The 17568-nt window shown below is 59.9% G+C and carries 15 protein-coding genes; 4 read left to right on the top strand and 11 right to left on the bottom strand.

Annotated features, from left to right (window positions below; translation table 11 throughout):
* Positions 1 to 160: 160 nt before the first annotated feature.
* Positions 161 to 709 carry a lactate utilization protein gene (locus E4633_RS14355; protein WP_135871154.1) on the top strand — a complete coding sequence of 183 codons (549 nt, stop codon included), beginning with the start codon at positions 161 to 163 and terminating at the stop codon, positions 707 to 709.
* Complete coding sequence (gene ldhH / locus E4633_RS14350) at positions 709 to 2841, top strand: L-lactate dehydrogenase (quinone) large subunit LdhH (RefSeq protein WP_135871152.1); 2133 nt, start codon at positions 709 to 711, stop codon at positions 2839 to 2841. Before E4633_RS14355 ends, ldhH begins: the two co-directional genes overlap by 1 nt.
* A gap of 74 nt (positions 2842 to 2915) precedes the next feature.
* On the opposite strand, the gene E4633_RS14345 is transcribed toward ldhH, so the two are convergent.
* The 7 genes from E4633_RS14345 to E4633_RS14315 all read right to left on the bottom strand — a co-directional run bounded on the left by E4633_RS14345 (position 2916) and on the right by E4633_RS14315 (position 9564).
* Positions 2916 to 3143: a hypothetical protein gene (locus E4633_RS14345; protein ID WP_135871150.1), complete on the bottom strand. Its 228-nt coding sequence runs from the start codon at positions 3141 to 3143 to the stop codon at positions 2916 to 2918.
* A 336-nt stretch (positions 3144 to 3479) separates the two neighbouring features.
* Entirely contained in the window at positions 3480 to 4088 is a 609-nt protein-coding gene (locus tag E4633_RS14340) for a YceI family protein (RefSeq protein WP_135871148.1), read from the bottom strand.
* Between the two features lie 176 nt (positions 4089 to 4264).
* Positions 4265 to 4459 carry a GSU3473 family protein gene (locus E4633_RS14335; RefSeq protein WP_135871146.1) on the bottom strand — a complete coding sequence of 65 codons (195 nt, stop codon included), beginning with the start codon at positions 4457 to 4459 and terminating at the stop codon, positions 4265 to 4267.
* A 238-nt stretch (positions 4460 to 4697) separates the two neighbouring features.
* Positions 4698 to 6605, bottom strand: a complete 1908-nt coding sequence (gene speA / locus E4633_RS14330) for a biosynthetic arginine decarboxylase (protein ID WP_129126519.1) — start codon at positions 6603 to 6605, stop codon at positions 4698 to 4700.
* Between the two features lie 42 nt (positions 6606 to 6647).
* Positions 6648 to 7778: a carboxynorspermidine decarboxylase gene (gene nspC / locus E4633_RS14325; protein ID WP_407925461.1), complete on the bottom strand. Its 1131-nt coding sequence runs from the start codon at positions 7776 to 7778 to the stop codon at positions 6648 to 6650.
* 24 nt (positions 7779 to 7802) lie between these two features.
* Positions 7803 to 8999, bottom strand: coding sequence for a saccharopine dehydrogenase family protein (locus E4633_RS14320; protein WP_135871142.1), 1197 nt, complete (start codon positions 8997 to 8999; stop codon positions 7803 to 7805).
* 19 nt (positions 9000 to 9018) lie between these two features.
* Positions 9019 to 9564, bottom strand: a complete 546-nt coding sequence (locus E4633_RS14315) for a helix-turn-helix domain-containing protein (protein WP_135871140.1) — start codon at positions 9562 to 9564, stop codon at positions 9019 to 9021.
* A gap of 379 nt (positions 9565 to 9943) precedes the next feature.
* Between E4633_RS14315 and E4633_RS14310 the strand changes: the two genes are divergently transcribed.
* Entirely contained in the window at positions 9944 to 10816 is an 873-nt protein-coding gene (locus E4633_RS14310; RefSeq protein WP_135871138.1) for a bifunctional 5,10-methylenetetrahydrofolate dehydrogenase/5,10-methenyltetrahydrofolate cyclohydrolase, read from the top strand.
* Between the two features lie 151 nt (positions 10817 to 10967).
* Here the strand turns inward: E4633_RS14310 and E4633_RS14305 are convergent, their stop codons facing one another.
* The 4 genes from E4633_RS14305 to ylqF form a co-directional block, all read right to left on the bottom strand.
* A complete protein-coding gene (locus E4633_RS14305) occupies positions 10968 to 12299 on the bottom strand; it encodes an anaerobic C4-dicarboxylate transporter (RefSeq protein ID WP_135871136.1) in 1332 nt (443 codons plus the stop codon).
* A gap of 323 nt (positions 12300 to 12622) precedes the next feature.
* Entirely contained in the window at positions 12623 to 14038 is a 1416-nt protein-coding gene (locus E4633_RS14300) for a sigma-54-dependent transcriptional regulator (RefSeq protein ID WP_135871133.1), read from the bottom strand.
* Positions 14035 to 15840: a transporter substrate-binding domain-containing protein gene (locus tag E4633_RS14295; RefSeq protein WP_135871131.1), complete on the bottom strand. Its 1806-nt coding sequence runs from the start codon at positions 15838 to 15840 to the stop codon at positions 14035 to 14037. The genes E4633_RS14300 and E4633_RS14295 overlap by 4 nt, the downstream gene beginning before the upstream one ends.
* Before the next feature lie 4 nt (positions 15841 to 15844).
* Positions 15845 to 16759, bottom strand: a complete 915-nt coding sequence (gene ylqF, locus E4633_RS14290; RefSeq protein ID WP_135871129.1) for a ribosome biogenesis GTPase YlqF — start codon at positions 16757 to 16759, stop codon at positions 15845 to 15847.
* A 249-nt stretch (positions 16760 to 17008) separates the two neighbouring features.
* Between ylqF and E4633_RS14285 the strand changes: the two genes are divergently transcribed.
* Positions 17009 to 17566: a hypothetical protein gene (locus E4633_RS14285; protein WP_135871127.1), complete on the top strand. Its 558-nt coding sequence runs from the start codon at positions 17009 to 17011 to the stop codon at positions 17564 to 17566.
* Positions 17567 to 17568 lie beyond the last annotated feature (2 nt).

Genomic DNA, 17568 nt, shown 5'->3' with positions numbered 1-17568 from the left:
CATATGCCTTTTAAGGGGGCTCCCGAACGAACGTATGACATAATAATAGAACAGCGTCGTGGCAATTTAAAACGGCTTTAGCGACGTGGCGCCTGTGAGGCGGCCATACCGGGCGCCCCCGGAGGCGGGCAGAGAATAATCTAGATGGAGGGAAGTCAGCATGTTTGAGCAATTCAAGACCCGGGCGACAGGGGTCGGCGCCGAGGTCCACCGTGTCGTCACCTGCAGGGACGCCGTCGACTTCATCCTTGGTTTCCTGAAAAAGGAAGGGGTGTCCGATCTATCCGGCAGCTATGCCGTCTGGGCCGATGGACCGTTTCTGCGCGGCGTGGACCGCGAGCTTCTAAAACAGGTCCCCGGGCTCTCCCTCGAGGTAACCAGGGAGCGCGCGGCACAGGCGAAGATCGGCATCAGCGAGATGAGCTTCGCCGTCGCCGATACCGGTTCGCTCGTGCAGGATCAGAGCGCAGTCGACCAGCGCCTCGCTTCATCCCTGACCGGCATCCACGTCGCGGTTGTCCCCTCCGCGAATATGGTCAGCGACAAGACAGCCCTCTTCTCCCGCATCTCCCCGAAGACAAGCAGGTATATCGCCTTCATCACCGGCCCGAGCCGCACCGCCGACATCGAGCGCGTGCTCACCATAGGCGTGCACGGCCCCGAGCGGCTCATCATACTCTTTGTCGACGAACTGGGAGGTGCTGCGTAATGAAGAAGGAATTCAAGGCATCCATCAACCGTGCGCTCAACGACGCCAACCTCACCGGGGCGCTGGGCAAGTTTTCCGAGGCCTACCGGGTGAACCGGGCGAAGGCATACGATGGGATCGACTTCGAGGCGCTGCGCGGCCGCATTGCCGAGGCGAAATCATCGGCGGCCTGCCACCTAGACGAGGTGGCGGAAGTATTTAAACAAAACGCCGAAGCGCTCGGTGCCAAGGTTTACCGGACCAGCGACCCCGAACAGGTGAAGGAGTACATCCTGCAGGTCGCGCGCGACAACGGCGTAAAGAGCGTAGTCAAGTCGAAGTCGATGGCGAGCGAGGAGATCCACCTGAACAAGGCGCTCCTCAATGCGGGGATCTCGGTGGCCGAGACAGACCTCGGCGAATGGATCATCCAGCTCGCCGGGCAGACGCCGTCGCACATGGTCATGCCTGCCATCCACCTGACCAAGGAGGAGGTGGCGGAGATCTTCAGCAAAGAGGTCGAGGAACGCCTGGACAGCGACATCCCGCGCCTGGTCAAGGTGGCGAGAAACGAGCTCCGCCCCAAGTTCCTCGCCGCTGACATGGGGATCTCTGGAGCGAACATAGCCGTCGCCGAAACGGGTAGCATCGTTCTCGTCACCAACGAGGGGAACGCGCGGCTTACCACCACCCTCCCCCGCATCCACGTGGCCCTCGTCGGGGTGGAAAAGCTGGTGGAGAAGTTCGAGACGGTGGTACCGATCCTCGACGCGCTTCCCAGGAGCGCCACCGCCCAGCTCCTCACGAGCTACGTCTCCATCATCACCGGCCCGTCCCCGAACGACGACGGTTCGCTGAAGGATCTGCACATCATCCTGATGGACAACCGGCGCACCGAGATGGCGCGCGATCCCAAGTTCAAGCAGGCCCTGCAGTGTATCCGCTGCGGCTCCTGCCTGAATGTCTGTCCCATCTTCCGCCTGGTGGGGGGGCACGTATTCGGAAAGATCTACACCGGCGGCATCGGCACCATCCTCACCGCCTGGTTCGATGAGCTGCAGAAATCCGAGGAGATCCAGGGGCTCTGCATCCAGTGCGGCAACTGTACCGAGGTCTGCCCGGGAAAACTCGACATCCCCGAGATGATCCTGGAGATCAGGCGCCGGCTTGTCCTGGAGAAGGGACAGTCCCTGGCACAGAAGGCGATCTTCAGCGTGGTCAACAACAGGAAACTCTTCCACGGGATGCTGCGCGCCGCCTCGGTGGCGGGTAAACCGTTCACCTCCGGGAAGTTCATCCGCCACCTGCCCCTCTTTCTTTCCGACCTCACCGACGGCAGGAGCCTCCCCGCCATCGCGGAGAAACCGTTCCGGGACATCTTCCCGGAAATCCAGCAGCCCAAGGGGGGGGAGAAGGCGGTATTCTACGCCGGCTGCCTGATCGACTTCGCCTACCCCGAGACCGGCATCGCCCTCGTCAAGCTCCTGAACAAGGCGGGGATCGAGGCCCTCTTCCCCGAGGAACAGACCTGCTGCGGGGCACCCGCCCTGTACAACGGCGCCTACGAGGTCGCAGCCCACAACGCGGTCGACAACATCAAGGCACTCCTGGAGGTGGAGGCCAAGTACGTCGTGTCCGCCTGCCCCACCTGCACCGTCGCACTGGCGCATGATTTCGCGAAGACCCTGCAGGACCAGGGACGCAGCGAGTGGCTGGACAAGGCAAAGGAGCTCGCCGAAAAGACGGTCGACCTATCGACGCTGGTGAAACGCCTGGTGGAAGAGGGACGACTCAGTTTTGAGGAAGGGGAAGACCTGGGGAGGATCACCTATCACGACTCCTGCCATCTGAAGAGGACGCTGAAGGTGTCGCAAGAGCCACGCGAACTGCTGCAAAAGGCGGGTTACGAACTGGCCGAGATGTACGAGTGCGACATGTGCTGCGGCATGGGTGGCTCCTACTCGATGAAGCTCCCCGAGATTTCCGCCCCGATCCTGAAGCGCAAATTGCATAACATCAAGGAGACCGGCGCCCCGCTGGTCGCCATGGACTGCCCTGGCTGTGTGATGCAAATCCGGGGCGGATTCGACCAGGACGGCGAGGCGGTTCGGGTTCGGCACACCGCCGAGCTCCTCGCGGAGCGACTCAAATAAAACCTCAAGCAGCCGGAAATGGAAAAAGCCGCTCGAAAGAGCGGCTTTTTTCGTTACAGCGGTGTGCGAGACGTTCACCCTTTGATCTTGGCTTCTTCAGGTTTCGCGAAGATGGCTTTGACCGCGCCTATTACCAGCATGGCTGCCGGCACCAGTTGACCGGCTACGATTACTGCGGCAAACCCCATGAAGGCCCAGACCAGGAGGCCAGGCTCATCCGCCTGGGCCCCGTTTGCGGCAAATGCCGTTGTTGCAGTTGCAGCTGTTGCGATCATCGTATTGATATATGTTCTCGCTCTCATGACATCCTCCTCTTTGGACCTGTCGTTGTCTGCTGACTTACCATGAGCATCAAACGTGCCAGGCCTTGAAAAAGAGTATGCAAAGAGTAAAAGTCCAGTCAAAACGATCACTTAACAGTAAGAAGCGCGGACCGACCACAGAGCGATTGAACAGTAACTTGTATGTTTTTTCCATACACCTCGCACCGCCCCGGAATGCCTTACACCGGTCATCCAGCGTAAGTGACCGGGATGACGTGTGAATCAGACTGACAGGAGGGTGTATATGCACCGCATGCGGGGCGGTTGATGGTGTAGTAAAAACGGGGGTCCGCTCTGACGCGTCCCCATCTCCGTCTATTTCGCCTTGACCATTTCCACCTCGATGTTGATGACGACATCCTCGCCTACCGCAACGCCACCGGCCTCAAGCATCTTGTTCCAGATCAGCCCGTAATCCTTCCTGTTGATCGTCGTCGTTGCCGATGCCCCTCTTCGGACGTTTCCCATCGGGTCCTTGATCTCACCACTGAGGCCTTCCACCTGCAGCACAACCGGCCTCGTGACGCCATGCAGGGTCAGGTTTCCCGCAAGTTTGAACGCGCCACCGGCTCCCTTCATGACACCGGTCGACACGAAGGTCATGGTCGGATATTTGGCCACATCGAGAAAATCAGGGCTTTTGAGGTGAGCGTCCCTTTTGGCAACCCCGGTATCGATCGAGGTCGTATCTATGGTCACCGTGGTAGAAGACTTCGTGATGTCCTTGTCGTCTACGTTGACCACGCCGGAAACCTTGCCGAAGCCCCCCTTGACGTTCGATACCATCAGGTGCCGCACTTTGAACCCCACGCTGGTATGCTCCGGATCGATGTTCCACGTAGACGCGATGGCAAATACCGGTGCCATGATGAGAAACGCTGCGGTAAAGAAGCCCGCCACTCTTTTCATAGCTGTTCTATGCATCGTGTTCCTCCTCTTGAACGAAATGACGTTGATACACCATGGAAAGAATACCATTTCGATCCTATTTGTCCAAATGAAAGAGAAGAGAGAGTGTGGCTCTGAAGAGAAGGCGGGGGAGCGATCTGGCGGGTAGATGAGACAGGTTTAGCTGCGTCTGGTTGCGGCTTCAGCGAGGGTCAGGCGGTGCCTGTCCTTCTTTCCTCGCCGCTGTACGTCGTGTTGCGCTGTGCGCGTACGGGGTCGACACCGATGCGGACCCATCCGGATCTACGCCGGAATCGGGTTATGGCGCCGCTCTTGATCAGGGGCTCCAGCATGAAGTCTTTTACGTAGTCGTACCTGTCGTCGTTGTAGCTCACCTGAATGAGCATAACGGCCTCCCATTGTGAGGAAAAGTCTGTCGTCGTTCGGCGATGCGCGCTGCGAGAAATCCTGACCATGCCACGGGAACTTTTAACACGGTTTCCTCAAAAAGTCCAAATTTAACGTATCAGGATTAACGCATATGTACCGGCAACCGCACCGCCAGAAACGACAACAGGGGAAGACCATTGATCTTCCCCTGCTTTGTATCGGAGTTGCATTCACAACCTTTAAAGGAAAAGACTTCTATTCTCCCAGATAGGTGTAGGACTGCAGCGTCTTGTCGAGAAGCTCGAGGAAATGACTACTCTCCTCGATGGAGACTTTCTGCAGCGAGACATCCTTCTCCAGGTTGTTCCTCACCCGCTTCAGGATCTCCTGCGCGTCGTACTGCACGTACTTCAGGCTCTCCCAGGTCGCGTCGCCGGTGATGACCGTATCGATCTTGTAGTTGGTCTTCTTGTTGAAGGTGATGTGCACCGCGTTGGTGTCACCGAACAGGTTGTGCATGTCGCCCAGGATCTCCTGGTAGGCGCCGATCAGGAAGAAGCCGATGTAGTACTGCTCGTCCCCCTTGATCTTATGCAGCGGCAGCGCCTTGGTCCTGCCGTTTTCGCCCACGAAGCTGGTGATCTCGCCGTCGGAATCGCAGGTGATATCCGCGATGGACGCGAGGACGTCCGGCTTCTCGTCCAGGCGCTGGATCGGCACGATCGGGAAGAGCTGATCGATGGCCCAGGAGTCCGGGATGGACTGGAACAGCGAGAAGTTGGCGAAGTAGGTCTGCCTCAGGCTCAGCTGGAAGTTCTGCAGCTCGTCCGGAATCGGCTTCATCTTTTCGACGATGGAGTTGATCTTCCTGATGATCTTCGAGTAGATCCACTCCGCGTTGGCCCGCTCGGCCATGTTGAGATAGCCGAGGTTGAAAAGGCTCACCGACTCCTGAATCAGCTGGATTGTGTCGTGGTAGTCCTCGCGCAGGGAGTGCTTATCGATGCTCTTGTAGATGTCGACCAGCTTCTTGACCGTAGGAGAGAGTTTCTCCGTCTCGGTCAGAATGAACTCGAAATCCGGCATGAGCGTCTGTGTGTTGTTGTTCAAAACGTCAGTGATCAGCACCGAGTAGTGCGCGACCGTCGCGCGCCCTGACTCGGAGATGATGTTCGGGCAGGGTACACCGGCATCTTCACAGATGTTCTTCACCTGGTAGATGACGTCGTTCGCGTACTCCTCGAGCGAGTAGTTCACGCTGGAGAAGTAGCTCGATTTGGACCCGTCGTAATCTACCCCGAGGCCGCCACCGATATCGAGGAACTCGAGATCGACGCCGAGCTTCCTCATTTCGGCGTAGATCCTGGTCCCCTCGATGAGGGCGTTCTTGATCTTGTCGATCTTGGTGATCTGGCTCCCGACGTGGAAGTGCAGCAGCTTCACCGTGTTCAGCATGTCGTTTTCACGGAGCATGTCGATCGCGGCGATGATCTCGGAGATGCGCAGGCCGAACTTCGCGTCCTCGCCGCCGGAGGTGGACCACTTGCCGATCCCCTTGGAGGAGAGCTTGACGCGGATGCCGAGCTTCGGGGTGATCCCGGTGCGCTTCGCCACCTCGACGATCTTCTCCAGTTCGAAGAGCTTCTCCACCACGATGGTGATGTCGTAGCCTACCCGGGTGGCGAAGAGGACCGTCTCGATGAACTCGGTGTCCTTGTAACCGTTGCAGATGATTGGGAGGTTGCTGCCGGTCACCATGGAGATGGCGGCGACGAGCTCCGGTTTGGAACCGACCTCAAGGCCAATGTTGTACTTCTTGCCGAAGTTCGCGATCGCCTCGACCACCTGGCGCTGCTGGTTCACCTTGATCGGATAGAAGGTCTGGTACCTGGCCGGGTAGTTGTTGTCGTGAATGGCGTTTTTGAACACGCGGCTGATCGAGGCGATACGCCCTTCCAGGATGTTCATGAAGCGCAGAAGGATCGGCGGCTTGATCTTCCTCTTGATCAGGTCGTCGACCAGTACCTTGAGATCGATCGAGTATTTCGAATTGGGGGTCGGGTGCACGCAGACGTTACCCTTCTTGTTGACCGAGAAGAGCTCGGCGCCCCAGTTATCGATGTTGTAGGTCTTGGAGGAATCGTTGATGGTCCATTTAGCCATTTTCAGTTCACCATGTGCAGCAAAGTGGAGTGTTGACAGTCATCACGACAAGCGGTTCTTGAAGTCTTCATAGCCGAAGCTGCGCACGACGCGCAGTTCACCGGTTTCCGGCTCATAGGTGCAGATATGCGGCAACTGGATGCCGTTAAAAGTGGTGGTCTTCACCATCGTGTAGTGCGACATGTCCAGGAAGGCGAGTTTCTCACCCGGGACGAGCTTATGGTCAAAGGACCAGTCGCCGATGACGTCGCCGGCAAGGCACGAAGGACCGCCCAGACGGTAGTCATGCTCCTTCTCACCGGGTAGGTACCCCTCCTGGATCTCGGGACGGTAGGGCATCTCCAGGATGTCGGGCATATGACAGGTGGCCGAGACGTCCAGGACCGCTATGTCCACCTCGTTGTGCACCACGTCGAGCACCTCCGAGACCAGGATGCCGGTGCCGATGGCGATCGCTTCCCCCGGTTCGAGGTAGACCTCGAGGTCGTATTTCTCACGGTAGTAACGCACCAATTCGACGAGGGCATCGATGTCGTACCCCTCGCGCGTGATGTGGTGCCCTCCCCCCAGGTTCAGCCACTTCATCTGCGGCAGGAACGCGCCGAACTTCTCCTCGAAGACCTTGGAGGTCCGCTCCAACGGCTCGAAGAGCTGCTCGCACAGGGTATGAAAGTGCAGGCCTTCGACTCCGGTCAGGGATTTCCCCTCGAACTCCGAGTGCAGGATCCCCAGACGCGATTTCGGTGCCGCCGGGTCGTAGATCGGGGTGTGCCCCTCGGAATGCCCCGGGTTGACCCTGAGCCCGACCGAGACACGACCGGCGTACTCTTCCCACATGGGACGGAAACGCTCCAGCTGGTTGAAGGAGTTGAAAACCAGGTGGTTCGAGGTGGTGAGGAGCTCCGCGACGTCGCTCTCCTTGAAGGCGGCGGAGAAGCTGTGCACCTCACGGCCGAACTCCTCGCGACCAAGGCGCGCCTCCCAGGGGGAGCTTGCGCAGATCCCGTGCAGCGTCTGCGCGATGACCGGGAAGACGCTCCACATGGAGAACGCTTTCAGCGCCAGAAGGATCTTGGCGCCGCTGCGCTTTTGCACCTCGTCGAGTATGGTCAGGTTGTGGCGCAGCCGCCCCAGGTCGACCACGAAGGCCGGCGACGGGGCGAGCCGCGTCATCTCTTCTACGTGCAGCTTGGTCACTTACAGTTCCGCCCAATCGCCGCCGTCGACTACGACGGTGGGAAGGCCCATGGGGCCCAGAGTCTCGATGAACGCTTCCGGATCGAACTGTTCCATATTGAACACGCCCTCGCCGCGCCACTTGCCGGTCAGCATCATGATGGCGCCAACAACGGCGGGGACGCCGGTGGTGTAGCTGATGGCCTGGCTCTTCACCTCGCGGTAGCACGCCTCGTGGTCGCAGATGTTGTAGATGTAGACCTGCTTCCTCTTGCCGTCCTTGATGCCGCGGGCGATGACGCCGATGCAGGTGCGCCCCTTGGTGAGCGGCCCGAGGCTCCCCGGGTCCGGCAGAACCGCTTTGAGGAACTGCAGCGGCACTATCTTCTGGCCGTTGAACTCCACCTCGTCGATGCGGGTCATGCCGACGTTTTGCAGCACCTCGAGGTGCTTCAGGTAGTTGTCCGAGAAGGTCATCCAGAACTGCGCCTTCTTGATGGTCGGGATGTGCTTCACCAGCGATTCCATCTCCTCATGATACATGCGGTAGATGTTCATCGGGCCGATGCCGTCCGGAAAGTCGAAGACGCGCTTGGTGTTAAGCGGCGCGGTCTCGACCCAGTCGCCGTTCTCCCAGTGACGGCAGGCCGCGGTGACCTCGCGGATGTTGATCTCCGGATTGAAGTTGGTGGCGAAGGGCTGGCCGTGGTTCCCGGCGTTGGCGTCGATGATGTCGATCTCGTGCACCTCGTCCAGGTACTTCTTGGCGGCGAGGGCGGTGTAGACGTTGGTGACGCCCGGGTCGAAGCCGGAGCCGAGAAGCGCCATGAGCCCCTTCTCCTTGAAGCGGTCCTGGTAGGCCCACTGCCAGCTGTACTCGAACTTAGCGGTGTCGAGCGGCTCGTAGTTGGCGGTATCCAGGTAGTCCACGCCGGTGGCGAGGCAGGCGTCCATGATGGTCAGGTCCTGGTACGGCAGCGCCACGTTGATGACGAGCTTGGGCTGTTCGCGCTTGATCAGCTCGATCAGTTCAGGCACGTTGTCGGCATCAACCTGGGCGGTGGCGACCGGAAACTCTATCTGGTCCGCAATGGCGCGGCACTTGGATTCGGTACGGGAAGCGAGGGTAATGGCGGTGATCACGCCGGTTGCCTGAGCGCACTTGTGGGTAACTACGCCACCTACGCCGCCTGCGCCGATAATCAATACTTTGCTCATTTGACTTACTCTCCTCTGTTCAATAGTAAAACGTTGGGGGTGTCACAACCCAGAGCAGCTTTGCCGCGCTCTTTCCCACATTCTTCACAGCATGTTTGCGGTCCGAGGAGAAGTAGAAGCATTCTCCCTTGTCCACCGTGTACAGCTTGTCGTCCAGCCTCAACTGCACCTTGCCGGAGATGACGAAACCGAATTCCTCTCCCTCGTGGATGGGCTGTTCGTCCATCTCTCCGCCGGGATCAAGCGTCACCAGCACGGGGTCCATCTCGCGGTTCTGCGCCCCTGGCACCAGGAGCTCGACTTTAACGCTGTCGCCATCGTCCGTTGCCTGTACACGAGCATCCTTACCGAACACTATGTCCTGATCCGGCTCCTCGCTGAAGAACTCCTGCATGCTTATGCCGAACACATCCACGATGTCTTTGAGAGTCGCGATGGACGGCGACGTGGCGTCGTTCTCCAACTGAGATATGAAGCCCTTGGTCAGATCTGCTCGGCTGGCCAGCTCTTCCTGAGTCAGCGAATTGGCCATCCTGAGCCTCTTCAACCTCTCACCGATTTTCAAGCAGCCTCCCCGGTTTAGTAACAGTAAACCTTTTGTATTTTGGCAATGTATTGCCTTACCCATATTTTGTCAACAAAAAGTTTAGTAATGGTATACTTCCTGTTTAACATTTAAGGTTCATTAATTTTCAGGATTCACGAATTTGCTGATTTAACTGAGGTTTACAGGATTGAAAGGCCGCTCATTGTGTATACAGAGAAGGACTTTCCGCCGCGGCAGCGTTACGGGCGCAATCCTGTGGCCAACCCAGCCGAAGCCGCCTTTAACGTATACCGGTTCCCGCTAACTAGCTGTTGAGCCGTCACTTTTTTTGTGCTACTAATCGTAATTCGGCACCCTTCCCTCCTGTGCCGGTCACACTCCAGACAGAGGAAACAGCATGAACCTTTTAGATGGCAAGAAATGCGCTGACAGCCTGATCGCAGGAATAGCAAAGCAGGTCGCGCGTCACGTCGACGCCGGGCTCAGAAAACCGCACATGACCGTGATCCTGGTAGGCCACCACGCCCCGAGCGAATCCTACGTCAAATCGAAGATCACGACCTGCGCGCTCTCCGGCTTCGACAGCAACTTGATCCGTCTCCCCGAGACGGTAACCGAGAAGGAGCTCCTCGCCCTCATCGCCGAGATCAACGAGGACAACTCCACCGACGGCGTCATCGTGCAGCTCCCGCTACCCAAACAGATAAACGCGCAGCGCGTGATCAACGCCATCTCCCCTGAAAAGGACATCGACGGCTTTCACCCCACGAACTTCGGCAGGATGGCCCTGGGGCAGAAGGCGTTTCGTCCCGCGACCGCCTACGGCATCTGCAAGCTTTTGCAGTTCTACCAGGTGCCGGTGGCAGGCAGACACTGCGTGGTGATCGGGCGCTCCAACATCGTCGGCAAACCGATCTCCATCATGCTCTCCAACGACTTCGAAATCGGCAATGCGACGGTCACCCTCACCCACATCGAGACGCCACGCGAACTGCTCATCGAGGAGACGCGCCGCGCCGATATCGTCATCGTGGCGGTCGGTATCCCCGGGTTCATCACCCCGGACATGGTGCGGGACGGGGTCACCCTGATCGACGTCGGCATCAACCGTCTCGAGAACGGCAAGCTCGTCGGCGACGTCGCCTTCGACGCGGTCGCCCCGAAGTGCGAGTGGATCACCCCGGTCCCCGGCGGCGTGGGACGCATGACCGTCGCCGCACTCATGATCAACACACTCGCCGCCTACCAGAACAACTTCGAGCTGGCTTAAAAACCGTTCTACGTTCTACGTTCTAAGTTCTACGTTGGAAACAAATAGGGTCCCGGCATTTCCGCCAGGACCCTTTTTCTGTAACAGCACGAAACCTTCTTCTTTTATCCTGCCGTTATCCCTTTTATCCCCTTCATCCCTGTTAATCGCCTTAGAAAATGAACTGCGAGATGGTGTAGGCGACCACGGTGGAGACACCTACGCCGATCAAGCCCGGGATCATGAAGCTGTGGTTCAGAAGGTACTTCCCGATCCTGGTGGTGCCGGTACGGTCCATGTTGATGGCGGCGAGGTCGCTCGGGTAGAAGGCGAAGAAGAAGTAGGCGTAACTTGCCGGCATAAGCCCGAGGAGCAGCGGAATCGGTAGGCCAAGGGCGAGCCCCAAGGGAAGCGTGATGGCAAGGGTGGCGGCCTGGCTCTTCACGAACGCGGAAATGCAGAAGGTCGCGATGGCGAAGGTCCAGGGGGCCAATTTAACCATGATGCCGATGTTGTCGATCAGGTACTTCTTGTTTGCGGTGATGAAGGTATCGCTCATCCAGGCGATGCCGAAGATGGAAACTACTGCAATCATACCCGCGATGAAGACGCTGGAGTGGGCGATATCTTTCGCTTTTACCTTGGCGGCAAAGAGGATGAAGGCGCCGTAGGCAAGCATGATGAACTGGACGACGGTGGTCATCGGGATCGGCTTCTTGTCGGCAGCCAACGGCAGCAGCCACGGACAGCTCGCCATCAGGATGATGGTGCCGACGCCGGCGAAAAAGAGAGCAACGGAAACCTTGGCGACGGTGGAGATCTTCTTGTCCAGCGTGGTGACATCCGCGTCAAGCCCCTTGCGGAACTCGGGGTCCTGAAGGCGCGCCTGGAATTCCTGGTCCTTGTCGAGCTCCAACCCGCGGTTGAAGCTCCAGGCTGCGGCGGCCAGTACGCCTATGATACCGGCAGGCATGGTGACCGAGATGATGTCTATGAGCGTGACCGGATGCCCTGCCTTGGCGGCGAAGCCGAGGAAGAAGGTGACCGCGGCGGCCACGGGGCTCGCGGTGATCCCCATCTGGGAGGCCACGCTGGAAATCGCCATCGGGCGTTCCGGGCGGATCTTCGTCTTGATCGCGACGTCGGAGATGACCGGAAGCAGGGCATAGACGGCGTGGCCGGTGCCGCAGCAGACGGTCAGGAAGAAGGTACAGAGCGGGGCGAGGATGGTGACGTACTTCGGATGGGCACGCAGCAGCTTCTCGGTGAGCTGTACCAGGTAGTCGAGCCCCCCCGCCACCTGGAGCGTAGCCGACGCGGTCACGACGGCCAGGATGATGAGCATAACGGCGATCGGTGGCTCGGATGGGGCACTACGGAAACCGAGCACCAGTACCGACACGCCCAGACCGCCGATCAGCCCGAGCGCCACGCCGCCTTTGCGGATGCCTATGAGCACCGCACCGAGGACGAGCACGAATTGGATCCAAAACATCGCTGCCATGACAACCTCCTTTGTTGCACCTGGTTAGCTGTTGCGCGAAGCCGTCGCCGGCGCCGCGTTCATTATCTAACCCTGGTAGAGCAGGCTTGATGCCAAAATCCAACTTTTACCTATACCGCTGTAATCACAGAGTAAAAACGCCACCCAGAGAGACGGGACAACAAAAAATGCCATAACCTGGGGCTATGGCATTTTCAACTACAGCAAAAAGATGTGTGGAAATTCAACTACATACTAAACGATAACGTTTTTCATCATTATAACCGCAGGTTATGCCGGTTCATTAGAGCCCCCAGCCGCACAACAGTCGATTCACGTCGGTTTCAGGAATGCATCATCTTGAGCCGCTTACTGAGGGCCGGCTGCGAGATGCCGAGAAGGCGCGCGGCGAGCGTCTGGTTGCCGTTGGCGCGGGCGAGCGCCTCCTGTACGAGGAAGGCCGCGGCATCGCTGAAGGTGGGGAGCTCATCGAAGCCGCTGAAGGGATTTTGTTTGGGAGGTGCCGCTGTCGAGGGACCTGCCTCGGACTGTGCGGACTCGACCGCCTTCACGAAGCTGTCCATGGAGAGCATCCGGTCGCGGTGCACGCTCACCGCATCGTAGACCATCGCCCTCAACTCCCTCACGTTCCCGGGAAAGCCGTAGGTGGAGAGAAACTGGGCAAGCCCCTTGGGAGGGGTCGGCTTCTTCTTACCGAGCGCCTCGGCGGCCTCGGCGAGGAAGTGATCGAGCAGCAGCGGGATGTCGCCGCGCCGCTCACGGAGCGCCGGTATCTGCACCCGGTGGGTGCGCAGCCTGTAGTAGAGGTCGCGGCGGAATTTCCCCTCCCCCTCCTTCGCCTGCAGGTTCTGGTGCGTCGCAACGACGACGCGCGCCCTCAGGCGCTTCGGTAGGTCGCACCCGAGCGGAAAGTACTCACGCTCTTGTAAAAGTCTTAGGAGCTTCACCTGGGAAACAATGCTCAGGTCTCCGATCTCGTCTAGAAAGAGCGTACCGTCGGCCGCCTCCTCCACCATGCCGCGCCTTGCCTGGTCCGCGCCGGTGAAGGCACCGCGCACATGGCCGAAAAGGGTGTCGGCGAAAACGGTATCGTCGAGCCCCGCCACGTTCACGGTAACGAGCTTGCCGCGGCAGCCGCTCAGCCGGTGCACCGCTTGGGCGATCAGTTCCTTCCCTACCCCGCTCTCGCCCGTGATGAGCAGCGGCTGCGGACTCTTCGCCACCGCCTCGATGTAGGAAAAAACGTCCAGCATGGAGCGGTCGCCGGTCACGATGGCGGAAAAAGCCTCCGGGTGTGAGAGCTCGCGCGTGATGAGGCGGTTCGATACCTCCTGGAACTCTGCCTTCATCTCCACCATCCGGATCGCGCGCAAAACGCTCCCTACGATGCGCTCCTCCTCGTCGGTCTTCACGCAGTAATCGAAAGCCCCAAGCCTCATGCAGCGCACCGCCGTCTCCAGCTGGTTCAGACCACTCAGGATGATCACCGCGGTGTCGGGATAGTGCTCCGCGATCTGGGCCAGCACCTCCTCGCCGGAGAGGTGCGGCATGGTGAGGTCGAGCATCACCAGCCCGATGCGCTTCTCTCCAAGTATGGAAAGCACCTGGCGGCTGTCGCTGCAGGTGGTGATGTTGCTGATCCCCCCCGCGGTCTCCAGGGTGAGCGTCAAGGAGCCGAGCCAGTCGGGCTCGTCGTCGACTAAAAGGACTCCGAAATCGGGGTAGAGAGTCTCGCTCAAGCGTTTTCCTCCTTGTGATAGGCGGGAAGGGTCAGGGTGACCGTGGTTCCGCTGCCGTCCGACTGGAACTCGAGGGTTCCGCCGTGCTCCTTGACGATGCCGGCGGAAACGGAGAGCCCGAGCCCGGTCCCCCCCTTATCCTGTTTCGTGGTAAAAAACGGGTCGGTCAGGCGCGACAGATGCTCGGGCGCGATGCCGGTTCCCTCATCGCGCAGCTTGAGGACCACCGAGTTGCGGAATGCGTCGTGCCAGGTGACGAGTTCGATGCCGCGCTCGGAATCGGGCAGCGCCTGACAGGCGTTCAGGATCAGGTTGACGAGCACCTGCTCGATGCGCTGCCGGTTGCCGCGCACCTTGGGGAGCCCTTTCCTGTAGCCGACGCTGAAATTGCGGGTGGCCTTGCGTATGGTCGGTTCCACGAGGCGGACCGCCGCCTGCGCCGCCTGGTTAAGGTCGATGACGTCGTTGCCCCCCGCCGTATCCCGCCGCGCGAAATCCTTGAGGTCGTCCACGATCCTCTTGATGCGCTTGCCGGCGTCCTGGATCTTCGCCAGGGACTTTGGCACCTCCTGGCGCATGCGGGAGTACGGCAGGCCGCCGCAGGTGAAATCGCCGTTTTCCTCGTAGTAGCGCTCGAGGATCTTGGTGGCGTCGGTGTGGAAGCGTTTCAAAATCGGGGCTTCCAACAGGATGATGCCGGTCGGGTTGTTGATTTCGTGCGCCACGCCGGAAACAAGGATGCCGAGCGCCGCCATCTTGTCCGCCTGCACGAGCTGCTGCTGGTTCAGGCGCAGCTCCTCCTCCACCTGGCGCCTCTCGGCGACCTCGCGGGTGAGGTCGGCGGTGCGCAGCGCCACCTGCCGGTGCAGCGTCCGGGACCAGAGGGCGAAGCCCCCCAGAAGCAGCACGAGCGGGATGACGACGACGGCGGCGTACTTCGTTATGGTCCACCAGTCAATGGGGACCGTATCGACCACCCCAAGCCACTTATTATGAATGGCGTCGTACTGACCGGTCTTCTTTAGGATGGCGAGCCCCTCGTTGAAGCGCGACAGCAGCTCGGCATTCCCCTTGTCCACGGCGTAGCAGTAGCGCTGCGTGGCGACGTTACGCACCACCGGGATCAGGTTGGTGAGCTTCAACTCCCGGATCATGTACATCCCCGGGACGATGGCAACCACGGCGTAGTCGATCTTCCCGGACGCGACGAGGCGCATGGCGTCCGCCGGGGTCTCGGTCAGGGTGAGCCGGGCCCCGACCCCCTTGCGGGTCAGGTAGTCGTGCATGATCCCGCCGCGGTGCACCGCCACGGTCTTCCCCTTCAGTTCCTCCAGGGTGTTCACCGAGGCGTTGTCCCTGCGACCGAAGATGGCGTGGTTCACCACGGCATGGGGGACGGAGAAGTCAACTTCCCGGGAGCGCTCCTCGGAATAGGACATCCCCTCCAGTACGTCGACACGTCCGGTCTGGAGTGCATCGCGCATCTCCGCCCATCCCCCGAGACGGAACTCAACCTTCATCCCCATCACCTCGGCGATGGCGCGGGTCAGATCTACGTTGTAGCCTGCGGGCTGACCGGAACGGTCGATGAACTCGTAAGGTGGGTAATCGCGGTCCCCGCCGACCACCACGGTGCGGGTGTGAGCGGCGGAGGCCGCCCCGGCCGCGAGGAGTGCGGTGGGGACGGCCAGAAAACAAAGGACGAAAAGGGCGAGGAGGCGGCCACTACCCTGCAAAGGCGGGGAGAGCAGTCGCCCTAGTGTGACGCGCAAGCGGCTGGTCCGAAGCGGACGTCTTTCCATGGTCTCATTCCGGCACGGTGGGTGCCTGTTGGTGCTCTTCCCCGGTATCGATGCCCGCAAAACGAAGCAGTTCAGCCTCGACATCCTCAGGGGTTCCCGGTTCCTCGAAGCTGATCCTTCCCGCCTTGCCGGCGCGCAGCTCGCGCAGGAAGGTCTCGGCTGCACGGTGCACGTCCACCACGCCACCGCTCATGATACAGCCAAGGCAGCGCCCCACCGCCTCGATCACCTCGTGAGGGGACTCCGGGAGCTCGGCAAGCTTGTAGCGCTCCTTCACGAGCTCGGGGTAACGACGCATCATGTACGCGGCGGCGAAGACGCCGACGTTGGTGTAGTCGAGGGCGTTGGCGCCGATGGCTCCGCTGGCGGCCAACCGGTAGGCGCCCCCCTGGTCGTTCATCGCAGGCCAGAGCAGCCCCGGGGTATCGAAGATGAGGATGCCGTTATTGAGAGGGATCTGCTGCGGGCGCATGGTCACCGCCGGACGGTCACCCACCTTGGCGATGCTCCTCCCCGCCAGGGTGTTGATGAGGGTCGACTTGCCGACGTTCGGGATGCCGACCACCATGGTGCGGATCGGGTAGCCCGGGTTGCCGCGGTGCGGCACGAGCTGCTTGCACAGCTTGACGAGGCTTTTCGTCTCCGGGATGTTCTTCGCGACAAGCGGCAGTGCGCGCACGCCCGCGCTCTTCTGGAAATGCTGCACCCACGCCTTGGTGACGGCGGGGTCGGCGAGGTCGTTCTTGTTCAGCACCTTGATACAGGGCTTGTTCCGGCGCACCTGCTCCAGCAGGTGGTTCGAGCTGGAATAAGGGAGGCGGGCATCGAGCACCTCTATGATCAGGTCTATCTTGCGGACCAGTTCCGAGATCTGTTCGAGCGCCTTGCTCATGTGGCCGGGGTACCATCTAATCGTCATCTGCACTTCCCTTGCAAATCAAAAATTGCGACACAAGGCGACAACATAGCACAAGTCCCGCTCAAAATGCCATAACCGCTTAGATAAGGTTCGCCTTCTCATGTGTGCCGCCACGCTTCCGCATTAATATTAACCCGATTGACTGCAGTTGCCAGCGAGGCTAGCATTGCCCTGGTTAAAAACGGCCAATCTAGCAGAAAGGAGCAGTTTTACCGGCGGTGCAATGACGCCGCAGCGGGAGATAAAGTGATGAGAGAACTACTGGCGGAGGCGGTCAGGCTGGTGGTGGGTGTTGAAAGAAAGAGCGAGACGCTTTATCGAAGAGGCGCCATGGCGATGGAGGATCGCCACAGGAGCTTTTTCCAGCGGCTCGCGGAGGAACAGTCGCGGCGCATAGAGGCCCTCTTGAGGCAGCTTCCCGAGGCGGAGGCGACGGTACATGAGCCGGGGGTGTCCCTGTCATGCCTTGCCGCCATATCGGAAAGGGGGACGACGCCGGGCAACCACCTGCACCAGGCCATGCTCGACAAGCGCTTCAGCATTGACCTTTACGCCACCTTCTGCCGATGCTTCAAGGAACCCAGCCTGTGCAGGCTTTTCGAAACGGCGCTGGTGGGCGCCCGCAGGGAATTCAGGGTGATCACCGCCGAGTACCTGAAAGGGGGATGTCGTAGCGACGCGGCAGCGACATCCCGTCCTCAACGACGCAGCCACCAGCGCGGTGAGCTCCCCAACCGCGCCCCCAACCGTCACTCACAGCTATTCTTCGCCATGCAGGACAGCGGCAGGCCCTCCCGCATAGGTTGACG

The organism is Geomonas terrae (assembly GCF_004791675.1).
Classification (GTDB): Bacteria; Desulfobacterota; Desulfuromonadia; order Geobacterales; family Geobacteraceae; genus Geomonas; species Geomonas edaphica.
This window is presented reverse-complemented; position numbering and strand designations above follow the sequence as displayed.